Annotated in this window: 12 protein-coding genes and 3 pseudogenes; 9 read left to right on the top strand and 6 right to left on the bottom strand. The window is 64.8% G+C overall.

What is annotated here, in order from left to right; all coding sequences use genetic code 11:
• Positions 1-88 precede the first annotated feature (88 nt).
• Positions 89-1,153, top strand: a complete 1,065-nt coding sequence (locus C3418_RS07755; protein WP_010675196.1) for a 3-deoxy-7-phosphoheptulonate synthase — start codon at positions 89-91, stop codon at positions 1,151-1,153.
• Between the two features lie 208 nt (positions 1,154-1,361).
• Here C3418_RS07755 and C3418_RS07750 read toward each other — a convergent pair whose 3' ends face one another.
• From C3418_RS07750 to C3418_RS07740, 3 genes and pseudogenes are all read right to left on the bottom strand, one after another.
• Positions 1,362-2,135: an ATP-binding cassette domain-containing protein gene (locus C3418_RS07750; protein WP_103858267.1), complete on the bottom strand. Its 774-nt coding sequence runs from the start codon at positions 2,133-2,135 to the stop codon at positions 1,362-1,364.
• A complete protein-coding gene (gene btuC / locus C3418_RS07745; RefSeq protein WP_039041213.1) occupies positions 2,122-3,129 on the bottom strand; it encodes a vitamin B12 ABC transporter permease BtuC in 1,008 nt (335 codons plus the stop codon). The genes C3418_RS07750 and btuC overlap by 14 nt, the downstream gene beginning before the upstream one ends.
• Before the next feature lie 75 nt (positions 3,130-3,204).
• Positions 3,205-3,928 (bottom strand): annotated as a pseudogene (locus C3418_RS07740) (substrate-binding periplasmic protein).
• A 112-nt stretch (positions 3,929-4,040) separates the two neighbouring features.
• On the opposite strand from C3418_RS07740, the gene C3418_RS07735 reads away from it, so the two are divergent.
• Together C3418_RS07735 and tapW are read left to right on the top strand one after the other, a co-directional pair.
• The gene (locus C3418_RS07735) at positions 4,041-4,397 is read left to right on the top strand and encodes a DMT family protein (protein WP_010675200.1); all 357 of its coding nucleotides are present in this window, start codon (positions 4,041-4,043) and stop codon (positions 4,395-4,397) included.
• Between the two features lie 56 nt (positions 4,398-4,453).
• The gene (gene tapW, locus C3418_RS07730; protein ID WP_029314740.1) at positions 4,454-5,590 is read left to right on the top strand and encodes a type IVa pilus ATPase TapW; all 1,137 of its coding nucleotides are present in this window, start codon (positions 4,454-4,456) and stop codon (positions 5,588-5,590) included.
• A 61-nt stretch (positions 5,591-5,651) separates the two neighbouring features.
• Here the strand turns inward: tapW and C3418_RS07725 are convergent, their stop codons facing one another.
• The 3 genes from C3418_RS07725 to C3418_RS07715 are packed head-to-tail and all read right to left on the bottom strand — an operon-like array spanning position 5,652 to position 8,434.
• Positions 5,652-5,894 carry a FeoC-like transcriptional regulator gene (locus C3418_RS07725; RefSeq protein ID WP_045524273.1) on the bottom strand — a complete coding sequence of 81 codons (243 nt, stop codon included), beginning with the start codon at positions 5,892-5,894 and terminating at the stop codon, positions 5,652-5,654.
• A 45-nt stretch (positions 5,895-5,939) separates the two neighbouring features.
• Entirely contained in the window at positions 5,940-8,210 is a 2,271-nt protein-coding gene (gene feoB / locus C3418_RS07720; protein ID WP_103858266.1) for a Fe(2+) transporter permease subunit FeoB, read from the bottom strand.
• On the bottom strand, positions 8,207-8,434 hold the full coding sequence (locus tag C3418_RS07715; RefSeq protein WP_010675204.1) for a FeoA family protein: 228 nt from the start codon (positions 8,432-8,434) through the stop codon (positions 8,207-8,209). Before C3418_RS07715 ends, feoB begins: the two co-directional genes overlap by 4 nt.
• 118 nt (positions 8,435-8,552) lie before the next feature.
• Here C3418_RS07715 and C3418_RS07710 point away from each other — a divergent pair, with 118 nt between their 5' ends.
• The 6 genes and pseudogenes from C3418_RS07710 to C3418_RS07685 form a co-directional block, all read left to right on the top strand.
• On the top strand, positions 8,553-8,882 hold the full coding sequence (locus C3418_RS07710) for a translation initiation factor (protein WP_181023076.1): 330 nt from the start codon (positions 8,553-8,555) through the stop codon (positions 8,880-8,882).
• A gap of 253 nt (positions 8,883-9,135) precedes the next feature.
• Complete coding sequence (locus C3418_RS07705; protein WP_010675206.1) at positions 9,136-9,693, top strand: TMEM165/GDT1 family protein; 558 nt, start codon at positions 9,136-9,138, stop codon at positions 9,691-9,693.
• 217 nt (positions 9,694-9,910) lie between these two features.
• Positions 9,911-10,849 (top strand): DUF2157 domain-containing protein, encoded by a 939-nt coding sequence (locus tag C3418_RS07700; RefSeq protein ID WP_103858264.1) that lies wholly within the window; start codon positions 9,911-9,913, stop codon positions 10,847-10,849.
• 287 nt (positions 10,850-11,136) lie between these two features.
• Positions 11,137-12,066: pseudogene (locus C3418_RS07695) on the top strand (DUF4401 domain-containing protein); the annotation flags it as partial.
• Positions 12,063-12,557, top strand: coding sequence for a GDYXXLXY domain-containing protein (locus C3418_RS07690; protein WP_042864057.1), 495 nt, complete (start codon positions 12,063-12,065; stop codon positions 12,555-12,557). The pseudogene C3418_RS07695 and the gene C3418_RS07690, both read left to right, overlap by 4 nt.
• 191 nt (positions 12,558-12,748) lie before the next feature.
• Positions 12,749-13,186 (top strand): annotated as a pseudogene (locus C3418_RS07685) (substrate-binding periplasmic protein); the annotation flags it as partial.
• Positions 13,187-13,328: the final 142 nt, after the last annotated feature.

The following is a 13,328-nucleotide window of genomic DNA, read 5'->3' as shown; positions in this document are numbered from 1 at the left end:
CAAGGTTTCCATCGGGTGACTTTTGCTTTATTTTATTCCCTTGCATTTTGGCATCCCGCCCACCTTATCCACTCGAGAATTGAGTCGTATGTCCATTCACACCGATGAATTGCGCACCCGTCGCCTGGAGGCCCTGATCACCCCCAGCGAGCTGGCGCACGCCTTCCCGTTAACCGACACCATCGCCCAGAACCTGCTGGATGCCCGCCGCCAAGTGGAAGCCATTCTGTCCGGTGAGGATCAGCGCCTGCTGGTCATCGTCGGCCCCTGCTCCATCCACGATCCCGCCGCCGCCCACGAATACGCCCTGCGTCTGAACACCCTGCGTGAAGAGTACAAAGAGAGCCTGTGCATCGTGATGCGCACCTACTTCGAAAAGCCGCGCACCATCGTCGGCTGGAAGGGGCTCATCAATGATCCGCGCCTGGACGGCAGTTTCGACGTCAATGAAGGGCTCAAACTGGCCCGCAAACTGCTGGTGGACATCAACGAGACCGGCATGCCCACCGCCACCGAGTTCCTCGACATGGTGACCGGCCAGTACATCAGCGATCTCATCACCTGGGGCGCCATCGGCGCGCGCACCACCGAGTCCCAGGTTCACCGGGAGATGGCCTCCGCCCTCTCCTGCCCGGTGGGGTTCAAGAACGGCACCGACGGCAACACCCGCATCGCCATCGATGCGGTGCGCGCCGCCCGTCACAGCCACATCTTCTACTCCCCGGACAAGGACGGCAAGATGACCATCTACCGCACCGCCGGCAACCCCTACGGCCACGTGATCCTGCGCGGCGGCCACAGGCCCAACTACGACACCGCCAGCATCGACGAGGCGTGCGAGGCTCTGGCCCAGGTGGGCCTGCCGGAGCGCCTGGTGGTGGACTTCAGCCACGGCAACAGCATGAAGGATCACCGCCGCCAACTGCTGGTGGCCCAGGATATCTGCGATCAGCTGCGCCGCGGCCGCACCGGCATCGCCGGCATCATGGCCGAGAGCTTCCTGGTGGAAGGGCGTCAGGACGTGGAGAACGGCTGTGCCGCCACCTTCGGCCAGAGCATCACCGATGCCTGTCTGTCGTGGAGTGACACCGAAACCCTGCTGGCCATGCTGGCAGAAGCCGCCCAGGTGCGGCTGGACAAGCAGAAAGCCTGAGCAACCGCTCAACGCTCTCTCTACCAAAAGAGCCAGGCATCACGGATGCCTGGCTCTTTTCATTTCCACAGTGATTCACTCGCCCACCTTGGCTTCACTCAGCCTCTGCAGGTTTTCAATGCTGTATCCGTAGTCGACGGAGCAGCTCCCTTCTCCCACTTGTTTCAAAAGAATGGGAGAAGGGCTGGGGATGAGGGGGAAGCCCGCCTCACAGGCTCGGCATAAACCAGGTGCGGCCGGCCGCCTCGATGCGATCGGTGCGGATCTGGAACACCCGCTCCAGCAGCGCCTCGTCGATGATCCCGACGTCCCCTTCCCCCACCACGCGGCCCTGTTGCAGGCAGAGCACGCGATCCGCCCAGTCGATGGCCAGATTGATGTCGTGGATGGCCACCACCACCAGCAATCCCTGCGCGGCCAGCTGCTTGAGCAGCCGCAGCAGCGCCATCTGGTGATGCAGATCCAGCCCCGCCAGGGGTTCGTCCAGCAGCAGCACCCGCCCGGTCGGGTTGAGGCTTGGCCACAGTTGCAGCAGAGTGCGGGCGATCAGCACCCGCTGCTGCTCCCCCCCGGACAAGCGGCTGAAGTCCCGTGCCAGCAGGGGCGCCAGTTCCAGGGCGTCGCACACATCCGCCACCGCCTGTGCCTGGGCATCGGGGCCCCCCTCCTCCAGCCCCAGGCTCAGCACCTGGAACACCGGGATGTGGAACAGCTGGGGCTGGCGCTGGGGCAGCATGGCGCGCCGCGTTGCAAGCTCGGGCCAGCTCAGGGTCGTGATGACCTCTCCTCCCAGCAAGACGGCGCCATCGGCGGGCAGCAGGCCCGCCAGGGCCCCGAGCAGGGAGGACTTGCCGCTGCCGTTGGGGCCGAGCAGGGCCACCAGCTGACCACCGAACCAGGCCAGATCCAGGGGGGCGAGGCGATGGGGGATGGCCAGGGCGCGGGCCTCCAGCCGCCAGGGGGCGGGATCAGCGGGACACATCGGCATCTTGCCTCAGCAGCAGATAGATAAAGAGCGGGGCGCCCACCGAGGCGGTGATGACCCCGATGGGCAACTCACCGGCGTGCAGCGCCGAGCGGGCCACCAGATCGGCCCCGAGCAGCAGGGCGCCACCCCCAAGCGCCGAGGCGGGCAGCAGGAAGCGCTGATCGCTGCCACCGCACAGGCGCAGCAGGTGAGGCACTACCAGGCCGACGAAACCGATGACGCCGCACAGGGAGACCGCCACCCCGGTGAGCAGGCAGACCGCCAGCACCAGGCGTACCCGCATGCTGTCCACGTTCAACCCCATAAGGCGGGCCTGGGTCTCCCCCAGCAGCAGTTGTTGCAGTGCCCGCCCCTGCCAGCAGAGCCAGCCGAGGGTGAGGGGCAGCACCAGCCACCACCAGGCAAGCTGCTGGCTGCCGTAGGCGAGGCTGCCCATCATCCAGAACATGAATTCCCGCAAGGCGCCGTCGTCGGCGAAATACATCAGCCAGGTCATGGCCGCATTGGTAAGGATGCCGATGGCGACCCCGAACAGCAGCAGCCGCCCATGGCCGAGCCGTGCCCGGCGTGCGAGACGGATGAGCAGCATGGTCACCACCAGGGCGCCGCCAAAGGCCGCCAGCGACAACCCCCAACCTGGCAGATAGAGCCCGAGCCCCTTGGCCACCGCCATCGCCACCATGGCGGCGAGGCCAGCGCCGCTCGAGACGCCAAGCAGGCCGGGTTCCGCCACCGGGTTGTGCAGCATCACCTGGAGCACGGCACCACCGCAGGCAAGGGAGGCCCCCGCCAGCAGGGCCAGCAGGGCGCGCGGCAGGCGCAGCTCCAGCAGGATGCGCAGCTCCAGATCCCCCAGCGGCTGCCAGGGCAGCAGTACGAACTCCCCGAGGGCGAGGGAGAGCAGGAACAGGGCCAGGGTCAGCAGCGACAGCAGGAGCAGCCAGCGGCGCTGCCAGCGCTGCTGGCGACGGATGAGAGCGAGATACACGGGATCCCCAAGAAGCGAGGCCCGCCGGGGGGCAGGCAGGAAAGCTGCATGATAACAGCGCGTTACCACCCAAGGTCAAGGCTGGTAGGGCTTGGCCAGCGCCGCTATCTCGCCGCTCTCCACCATGGCTAGCAACGCCTGCGCCAGCTTGGGGCCCAGCTCATGGTGGGGTGAGTGCTTGCTCATCCCGAGGTAGAGCACCACCGGGCTGGAAGGGCGCCTTGACGAGGCCGGCGTCGTTGCGCTGGCTCAGGGCGTAATCCACCTGGCAGTCGGTCCCTATCATCAGAGGCAGGTGGCCCCGCTCCACCATGCGCTGCAACTGGTCTTCGGTGGGGACCCCGTGCTTGTCGAGCTGGGTGTCGCCATCGAAGGGGGGGAAGTAGGCGGAGTTGAGCACATAGCCTATCTCGCGGCCTCGCAGATCCTCGTAGCGCCTGAGACCGGCCACGGCGGCGGGCTTGCCATAGAAGGCAGGCCGGCACTGGTAATAGGACGGCTGCAGGTAGTCGATGAAGGCGGCCCGCTCCTCGGTGTGAGCCAGCCCTATCATCAGATCCACCTGACCGGTCTGCATCTGTTTGAGTGCCCGTCCCCAGGGCACCCGTTTGAGGGTGAGCACAATGCCGCTGCGTGCCTGCAACTGGCGCAGAATGTCGATATCCAGCCCCTGGAAGTCGTCGTTCTCTGCCAGCATGCGAAACGGCGGCCAGACATCGGTGGCCACCGTCAGGGTCGGCGCACCTTGCGCCCAGCAGGCAAACAACAGACAAAGCGCACCCCAGCTTGTCTTGCCCATCCAGCTTTCGCCTTCTTTTGTTACATCCTTGTGAGCTAAAAATACCCTCAAGCACCACTTATGAAAACCCATGGAGTCGAGATAAAATGCATTGATTTAAAAGGAGAACCTAATGAACCCCATCATGACCAGTATCGGCCTGCTCATCTGCAGCAACGTCTTCATGACGTTTGCCTGGTACGCCCATCTCAAGAGCATGAATCACAAACCCTGGATCATCGCCGCCCTGGTGAGCTGGGGGATAGCACTGTTCGAATACCTGTTGCAGGTGCCCGCCAACCGCATCGGCCACACCGTGCTCTCCGTCGGCCAGCTCAAGATCCTGCAGGAGGTGATCACCCTCACCGTGTTCGTTCCCTTCTCCATCTTCTATCTGAAAGAAGATCTGAAGTGGGACTACCTCTGGGCAGGTCTGTGCATCCTGGGCGCGGTCTTTTTTGTGTTCCGCGAAAAACTGACCGGCGCCTGAGGCTGTACACTCAAGCCATTCATCATCCCCCAGCCCTTTGAGCGACGAGGCCCCTCATGGAATTGAGAGACATGCTGCAGATCCTGGCCAAACAGGACGGTTCCGATCTCTATCTCTCCACCGGCGCCCCCCCCTGCGCCAAGTTCAACGGCGCCTTGCGCCCCCTCACCCAGGAGCCCCTGGGGCCGGGCGAGGTGGCCCGCATCGCCTACGACATCATGGATCTCGAGCAGAAACAGCAGTTCGAGAAAGAGCTGGAGATGAACCTCGCCATCTCCCTGCCCCAGATAGGCCGTTTTCGGGTCAACATCTTCAAGCAGCGCAATGAAGTCTCCCTGGTGGCGCGCAACATCAAGACCGAGATCCCCCGCTTCGAGGATCTCAAACTCCCTCCGGTGCTCCTCGACACCATCATGGAGAAGCGGGGTCTGGTGCTCTTCGTCGGCGGCACGGGGTCCGGCAAGTCCACGTCGCTCGCGGCCCTCATCGATCATCGCAACCGCAACAGCGGCGGCCACATCATCACCATCGAGGATCCGGTGGAGTTCGTCCATCGCCACCAGAAGAGCATCATCAACCAGCGGGAGGTGGGGGTGGATACCCGCAGCTTCCACGCGGCCCTGAAGAACACCCTGCGCCAGGCGCCGGACGTCATCCTCATCGGTGAAATCCGCGATCGGGAGACCATGGAGCATGCCCTCGCCTTCTCGGAGACCGGGCATCTGGCCATCTCCACTCTGCACGCCAACAACGCCAACCAGGCGCTGGATCGCATCATCAACTTCTTCCCGGAAGAGCGCAGACCCCAGCTGCTCAACGACCTTGGCAACAACCTCAAGGCCTTTGTCTCCCAGCGGCTGGTGAAGACCACGGACGGCGGGCGCCGGGCGGCGGTGGAGGTGATGCTCGGAACCCACACGGTGCGCGATCTCATCAAGCGCGGCGAGTTTGGCGGCCTCAAGGAGATCATGGAAAAATCCAGGGCCCTTGGCATGGTGACCTTCGACAGCACCCTGTTCGATCTGGTGGTCGAGGGGGTGATCGACGAGGAGGAGGCGGTGAAGAACGCGGACTCCCAGAACAACCTGCGCCTCAAGATCAAACTCTGGCGGGAGAAGGGCCAGATTGGCAACAGCGCGGCGGCGAGCGGCTGGAGCCTGGAGCCCACCAAGGACGAGGGCGACCTCTTCTGAGACGGGCACGGCGGCCACGAAAAAGGGAACCCTCGGGTTCCCTTTTGCATATGGGCAGGCGTCAGCCCTTCTGGACCAGCCCTATCTGGCCGGGCTCGCACCACTCGAACGTCACCTCTTCGTGCTTGCCGCAGCAGGAGCCGCCACACAGGCGGCTCTCCCGCTTGGCGACGTGCCCCTTGCGCATCCAGACCCCGAGCATGGCCTCTACCGCATCCTCGGAGGTGTGAAAGTGGCGGGCCAGCGCCCGCCGGCTCACCTTCTTGTGAAGGGCCAGATAGTCCCCCAGTTCACGCAGGATCACAGAATCCCCCCCTCTCGGCGCACTCGCCCCTGACCATGAGCCCCTTCACAGGGTCACCACCTTGCGGGCGACGATGTCGCCGTGACGACGCCCCAGCCACCAGAGCAGCCCCAGGGAGAACAGATAGCTCAGGCTCCAGACCAGGCTCTGCGCCGGGTGGGCGGCGAAGGTCGCCAGTTGATAGAAGAGGGTGGCGCACAGGAAGGCGACGTAGTTGCACCAGGCGGCGGTGAACAGGGCCCACTGGCGACCGGTCTCTCGCACCAGGGCCCCCATGGCGGCGGCGCAGGGCATGTAGAGCAGCACGAACAGCAGGTAGGCAAAGGCTCCGGCCACGCCGTCGAAGTGGGTCTGCATGTTGCCGTAGGTGGAGGTGTCCACCTCCTGGGCCTCGGCTGCCGCCTGCTTGTCCTCCAGATCCCCCACCTTGAGCCCCATGGGATCGGCGGGGTCGATGTCCGCCAGGTTGGCGGGAATGGTGGCCAGCGCCGCTTTCAGGCTGCCCAGCAGGGAGTATTCACTCTCCTCCTCATCACCGGCGCCGCCGGCGTAGAGGCTGTTGAGGGTAGCGACCACCGCCTCCTTGGCAAAGATGCCGGTGAGGATGCCCACCGTGGCCTGCCAGTTGTCGTCCCGCACGCCTATGGGATGCAGCACCGGGGTCACGGACTGGCTCAGCTTGCTCAGCACCGAGTTCTCCTGATCCTGGTTGCCGAAGCTGCCGTCGGTGCCGAGGGAGTTGAGCACGCTCAGCACCGCCACCATCAGGACGATGGTCTTGCCCGCGCCGAAGATGAAGCCCTTGAGTTTCTGCCAGGTGCGCAGCCCCACGTCCACCGGACGGGGCCACTCGTAATCGGGCATCTCCATCACCATGGAGTCGCTCTTGCCCGGCAGCAGGGTGCTGCGCAGGAAGAGGCCGGTGAGCACCGCCACCAGGATGCCGAACAGATAGAGACCGAACACCAGGTTCTGCCCCGACTCGGGGAAGAAGGCCACCGCGAACAGGGCGTAGACCGGCAGACGGGCACCGCAGGACATGAAGGGCGCCATGGCCGAGGTCATCAGCCGCTCGCGCTCCGACCCCAGGGTCCGGGTTGCCATCACCGCGGGCACGGTGCAGCCAAAGCCCATCAGCATGGGGACGAAGGCCTTGCCGGGCAGGCCGAGGCGACGCATCAGGGCATCCACCACGAAGGCGGCACGGGCCAGATAGCCGGAGCTCTCCAGCACCGCGAGGAAGAGAAAGAGGCAGCCCACCACGGGGATGAAGGTCGCCACCGTCTGCAAACCGGCACCCACGCCGTCCGCGAGCACGGCTCCCAGCCAGTCGGGGGCACTCATCAGCCCCAGCAGGTGGTGCACCCCGTCCACGAAGAGGGCCCCCCCGAGGATGTCGAAGAAGTCGATGAAGGCGCTGCCCACCTTGATGGCGAACATGAACATCAGGTACATCACCAGCAGGAAGAAGGGGATGCCCACCCAGCGGTTGAGCAGCACCCTGTCCAGCCGTTCGCTCTGGGCGACGGTGAGCTTGTCCTGATGGCGGCACGCCTGCTGGCACCAGTGGTGGATATGGCCGTAGCGCAAATCAGCGAGTTGCAGGTCGATGTCCTGGGCGTGGTGGGCGCGGCTCACCACGTTGTCGGCCGCCGCCTGCTGCCCCGCCGCCAGGGTCTCCTGCATGGCGATGTCTTCCTCCAGCAGGCGCAGGGCGCGGCCACGGCGATGCAGATGATGGGGGGCGAGCAGAGTCTCCAGCTCGGCGATGTCTCCCTCGAGGGGCTGACCGTAGTCGAGCACGAGGGCGGGCTGGGACTGGCCGATAAACTGGTGGATCCCCTCTTTGAAGGCCGCCACCTGCTGGCGATTGTGGGCCGAGAGCGACACCACGGGGCACCCCAGCGCCTTGGCGAGCAAGGCCTCGTCGATGGTGATGCGTCGCTTTTGCAGCAGATCCATCTTGTTGAGCACCACCACCATGGGCAGCCCCAGCTCCCGCAGTTGCAGGGTGAGGTAGAGGGAGCGCTCCAGGTTGGCGGCATCGATGACGTTGAGCAGCAGATCCGGCTGCTGGCGCTGGACGAAGCGGCTGGCGATCTGCTCGTCCAGGCTCGCCTCCTGGTTGGCCAGGGCATAGATGCCGGGCAGGTCCACCAGGGTGTATTCCTGCCCGCGGGCAGCAAAGGCCCCCATCTTCTTGTCGACGGTGACCCCGCTCCAGTTCCCCACCTGCTGGCGGGAGCCGGTCAGGGCGTTGAACAGGGAGGTCTTGCCGCTGTTGGGATTGCCCACTGTGACCAGGTTGTAGCTCATACCGGCTCCACCTCGATTTGCTGGGCCAGACTCCGCTGCATGGAGAGGCAGATGCCCTGGCACTGGATCTGGAGCGGGTCCCCCAGGGGGGCGGCCCGCAGATAGAGGATCTCGGTCTGGGGCAGCAGCCCCATCACCATCAACTTGCGCCGCAAGGCGCGGCCAAGGTGGTTCATGTGCGTGATGCGAGCGCTCTGTCCCGGCGACAGCTCTGTGAGTACCATGACGGGCTCCTGAAGTTAAACAAGAATAATTCGCTTTTAATGGGGGATTATAAGCTGTGCCCTCAACATTTATTTGCGTAAAATCAAACTCCGCTTAGCTAACCGACAAAGTATTGCCATGAGTCACGACAACAACAGCCGCCTGGTCTACAGCACGGACGGCGGCATGATCAAGGAATCCGCCCCTGCCCAGCACGCCTCCCCCTTCCCCGCCGACGGGGTCGTGCGCATCCGCCGCGAGACCAAGGGACGCAAGGGGGCCGGGGTCATCAGCATCCACGGCGTTCCCGCCGACCAGCAGAAGGCCCTCGCCACCCTGATCAAGAAGAAGTGCGGTACCGGCGGCGGTCTCAAGGAGGGGGTCATCGAGATCCAGGGGGACAAACGGGACCTTATCAAGGCCGAACTGGAGAAGGCCGGCTTTCAGGTCAAACTGGTGGGGGGATAATTCCCCATCCCGCGCCTTGCCTCACCGGGGGTTTTTCCCTAGAATGCCCGCTCCCATCGAGGGGGAGTAGTCTCGCCACGGACCCGTTTCGTGCGCGATCCTGATCAACATACTTGGTGCCAACTCACCATGGTCAGGGTGATCCGGGCAATGCCGGATTTGACAAGACCTTTGACGGGCCAGTGCCAAAACCGGGGACGGATGGCGCAGGCTTGTCTTTGGTTTATAACAATTCCGTCCCCCGGTCATTTTTATGGAAGCCTTGTTAACCTCCACCATCAGCGTTGCCATCGCCGAGATTGGCGACAAGACACAGCTGCTGGCCCTGTTGCTCATCTGTCGTTTTCGCAAACCCTGGCCCATCATCGCCGGCATGCTGGCTGCCACCCTGCTCAACCACGCAGGGGCCGCCTGGATAGGGGAATTCATCAGTCGCTGGATGGATCCCAAGGTGATGACCTGGCTGGTCGCTGGCGCCTTCATCGCCATGGCCGCCTGGATCCTGGTGCCGGACAAGATGGACGATGAAGAGAGTTCCCTGGACAAGTACGGCCCCTTCATGGCCACCTTCGTGCTCTTCTTCATCGCCGAGATCGGTGACAAGACCCAGATAGCCACCGTGCTGCTGGCAGCCAAGTACGACTCCCTGATCCAGGTGATCACCGGCACCACCCTCGGCATGATGCTGGCCAACGTGCCCGTGGTGCTGCTCGGCAAGCTCGGGGCCGACAAGCTCCCCCTCAAGGGGATCCGCATTGCCTGCGCCATCCTCTTTGCGGGGCTTGGCATCTCCACCCTGATCTTCGCTTGACCTCCATAGAAGCCGGCGGGGGATCAGCGTGAGCACTGATCGCCACCGCCGCCCCGGACGTCCTTCAGGCCCCCTCCTCACGGCGGGGGCCTTTTTAGTGCAAAGACATGGCCCCGTGCCGCGACCTGTGTCGCAGCGCCGACGGCGCCCCTGCCCCAAGACGCGTCGCCGTGCCATAATGCCTTATCTTTCAGGCATCACGGCTTCAGGAGCCCCCATGCACCTCACCTCAAGACAGACCCTGCTCGACTGGGTCAGGCGCGGCCGCCTGCCACGGGCCTCGCTGCCTGCCGCCCTGGCCCTGTGCGATCTGCCCCCCGGCCCTGCCCGCTGGCAGTGGCTGTTCGACAGGCTGCTGCTCTGGCTCGGCTGCCTCTGCCTTGGCGCCGGCCTCGTCTTCTTCGTCGCCTTCAACTGGCAGGCCCTGGGGCGCCTCTCACGTCTCGCCCTGCTGGAGCTGCCGTTGCTCACCATGCTCCTGGTGCTCTGGCGCAAACCCATGAGTGATACCCCTCGCCAGGCCCTGCTGCTGGCCCTGGCCCTCAACCTCGGCGCCCTGCTCGCCCTGGTGGGCCAGACCTACCAGACCGGCGCCGACCCCTGGCAGCTCTTCGCCACCTGGGCCCTGATGCTGCTGCCGCTGGCGGCCCTTGGCAGAAGCCCGCTGCTCTGGACCCTGGCCTGGCTGCTCGGTCAGCTCGCCCTGGTGCTCTACTGGCGGCTCGGCCTTCTCGATCTCTTCTTCTCCTTCAACGAGGAGGCCCTCGGCTGGTGCCTGACCCTGCTCAACGCCGCCCTCTGGGGTCTGCTCATCCTGGTGCCCGCCCGCTACGCCCTGATGCCCTCCTGGCTCGCGGGGCTGGCCGCGGGGCTCGGCATCACCCTGCTTACCCTGCTGGCCCTGTTCGATGCCGCCTCTCCCTGGGTCTGGCCTGCCTGGCTCGCCTGGCTCGGCGCCGCCTACCTGCGCTGGCACCACAGGTTCATCGCCGGGCTCGCCATGGGGTGCCTGAGCCTCATCGCCGTGATCCTCGCGGCCCTTGGCAAGTGGATGGAACCGGACATGAACGGCTTCTTGCTGCTGGCTCTCATCGCCATCGGCCTGTCGGTGATGGCCAGCCGCTGGCTGCAACAACAACGGAGGCTGCATGTCTGATCTCACCCCCTGGGAGCGCCTGCGTGCTGCCCAACTTGTGGAAGGGGATGCCCCCCGGGATGAACAGCCCCACTGGTCGCAATGCTGTTCAGATAAGCACTTTTTTGACTGATTATTCATAAATTGGATTTGAGTTGAGGGGGCAAGGCTGTGTCCAGTCGATCTTCCTCCAGCCTTTATCCAGCGGGGCTTGCAATAGAAAGAGGGAGGCATCATGCCTCCCTCGATTTTTTGTCCTGATACTACGTAGACTGGAACTCAAATTCTCTTAAGTGAACAGCATTGCCCACTGGTCGGGCCGTTTTCTGCTCGGCATGGTGGGCTGGATAGCCGCCCTCTTCCTGCTCTTCTTCCTCTTCATGGCCTTCGAGCAGCTGACCCGCGACCCCAACAACGCCCTCACCATGGGGATGGTGCTGATGGCCGCCGCCCTCGGTCTCAACCGCATGGCGACCCGCAGCGATCTCTGGGATCAGTTCGTGCTGGCGCTGGCGCTGGCGGCAGATGCCTGGCTGCTCTACGGCCTGCTGGACAGGCTGGATCTGAACGTCGCGTGGCTCTGGTTCGGTCTGACCGCCTTCTCCCTCGGGGTGGCCGCCCTGTTCGAGCACTGGCTGATCAGGCTGTTCCACAGCTTCGCCGCCGCCATCCTGCTCACCCTCGCCCTCGCCTGCCTCGGCATGCACCTGCTGGCCCTGCCGCTGGTGATGGGCGCCGTCGCCCTGTGCTGGCTGCAGGCGGAGCGCGATCCCGCCCGCCATCTGCTCTATGAATCCCTCACCCTGGGGCTGGCACTCTCCCTGCTGGTGCTGGGACGGCTGCACCACCCCCTGTGGGAGGGAGGCACCAGCGTGCTCAATGAGCTCGGCAGCTCCCGCCTGCCCCTCTGGCTCAATCCCCTGCTCTGCGCCGCCCTGCTGCTCGCGGTCATGGTTCGCCTCAGGCTGCCGCTGCGCTACGGGCTGCCGCTGGTGGTGATCAGCGCCATCATTCCCGGCATGGGGGCTGGCGCCCTGGTGCTGGTGCTCGGCTTCTACGCCGGCAGCCTGGCCCTGATGACCCTGGCAGGCCTCCTGCTGCTCGGCTTTGGCTCCCTCTATTACTACGATCTGGGGCTGACCCTGATGACCAAGTCCTGGCTGCTGCTCGCCTCGGGGGCCCTGCTGCTCGGTACCCGTCAGTGGCTCAAGCACCTTCACCACAGGAGCCCCTCATGAGACGCCTCGCCTTTTTGCTGACCGGTCTTGCCCTGCTCGCCGGCATCAACGCCGCCGTCTGGCGCTTCGAGCACGCCATGAGCCAGGGGGAGGTGGTGCTGATCGAGCTGGCACCGGTCGACCCCCGCTCCCTGATGCAGGGGGACTACATGCGCCTGAACTACGCCCTCGCCCGCCAGCTGGCGGGCCGCCAGGCCGCCGTCGGCCCCCACACCCTGGTCGTTCGCCTGGATGAACATCAGGTGGTGCACTGGGTGGAAGGGGGCAAGCCCGAAGCCCCGGGCCCGGGGGAGCGTCTGCTCAAGGTGCGCCAGCGCGACGGCCAGTGGTTTATCGGGCCTGATGCCTTCTTCTTCGAAGAGGGCACGGGAGATCAGTATGAGTCGGCCCGCTACGGCGAGTTTCGTCTGCAGGAGGATGGCAGCACCCTGCTGGTGGGGCTGAGGGATGAGGCGTTCACCCCCCTGGGTCACACCCGCCCGGCCTGGTAAAAAGGGGGCGCCGACCCGGTTGTGAGTGGCAAGATGATGACGGCCCCCAGCGGATAACGTCTGCGCCGGGTGGCGAAACGCCGTGACTTGGCAACACTTGAAACTGGGCACTCGGCAGCAGGACAGTCAGGATGAACACAGACATTGCAGTCCCCCTTCGCAGACTGGTCGCCTGCGCCGCCCTCGCGGCCATGGTCTGGGGCACTCCCGCGACCCAGGCCAGCCCGGCGCTCGCCAGCCTGCACTACCTCACCGAAGAGCACAAACCCTACAACTTCACCGGGGAGGATGGCGCCCCGACCGGCTTTGCCATCGACCTGCTGCACCTGGTGTGGCAAAAGACCGGCACCCCTGTCCAGCCCGTCAGCATCCTCCCCTGGGCCAGGGGTTACTACCTGCTGACCCAGAAACCCAATGTGGTGCTCTTCTCCACCGCCCGCACCGAGGCGCGCAATCCCCTGTTCAAGTGGGCCTGCCCCATCGGCTATGCCGAGATAGTGCTGATGGGGCTCGCCAGTCGCCCCTTGACCTTGACCCGCCTGGAAGATGCCCAGCGCTACACCATAGGCGCCGTGCGATCCGATGTGGGGGAGCAACTGCTGCTCAACGCCGGCTTCGAAGAGCACAAACCCTACAACTTCACCGGGGATGACGGTGGAGTGGAGCGATACCCTGTGTCGCCGTGCCATCGACGATGAGATTGGCTACACCGACGACGTCGCCGCTCTGTGGGGGGACTCCCAGGCGGCCAGCGAGCTCGGCCTTCGCTCC

Origin of the sequence: Aeromonas sp. ASNIH8 (assembly GCF_002919855.1) — a bacterium.
In the GTDB taxonomy this organism is placed as follows: Bacteria; Pseudomonadota; Gammaproteobacteria; order Enterobacterales; family Aeromonadaceae; genus Aeromonas; species Aeromonas caviae.
Note: the sequence above shows the minus strand (reverse complement) of the source record. Positions and strands in the feature narration are given on the sequence as shown.

Bases quoted from the DNA above. Each gene is read 5' to 3' on its own strand.
- C3418_RS07755 (WP_010675196.1), top strand. From the start codon at position 89: ATGTCCATTCACACCGATGAATTGCGCACCCGTCGCCTGGAGGCCCTG.
- C3418_RS07750 (WP_103858267.1), bottom strand. From the start codon at position 2,135: ATGTGTCCCGCTGATCCCGCCCCCTGGCGGCTGGAGGCCCGCGCCCTG.
- C3418_RS07735 (WP_010675200.1), top strand. From the start codon at position 4,041: ATGAACCCCATCATGACCAGTATCGGCCTGCTCATCTGCAGCAACGTC.
- tapW (WP_029314740.1), top strand. From the start codon at position 4,454: ATGGAATTGAGAGACATGCTGCAGATCCTGGCCAAACAGGACGGTTCC.
- feoB (WP_103858266.1), bottom strand. From the start codon at position 8,210: ATGAGCTACAACCTGGTCACAGTGGGCAATCCCAACAGCGGCAAGACC.
- C3418_RS07715 (WP_010675204.1), bottom strand. From the start codon at position 8,434: ATGGTACTCACAGAGCTGTCGCCGGGACAGAGCGCTCGCATCACGCAC.
- C3418_RS07710 (WP_181023076.1), top strand. From the start codon at position 8,553: ATGAGTCACGACAACAACAGCCGCCTGGTCTACAGCACGGACGGCGGC.
- C3418_RS07705 (WP_010675206.1), top strand. From the start codon at position 9,136: ATGGAAGCCTTGTTAACCTCCACCATCAGCGTTGCCATCGCCGAGATT.
- C3418_RS07700 (WP_103858264.1), top strand. From the start codon at position 9,911: ATGCACCTCACCTCAAGACAGACCCTGCTCGACTGGGTCAGGCGCGGC.
- C3418_RS07690 (WP_042864057.1), top strand. From the start codon at position 12,063: ATGAGACGCCTCGCCTTTTTGCTGACCGGTCTTGCCCTGCTCGCCGGC.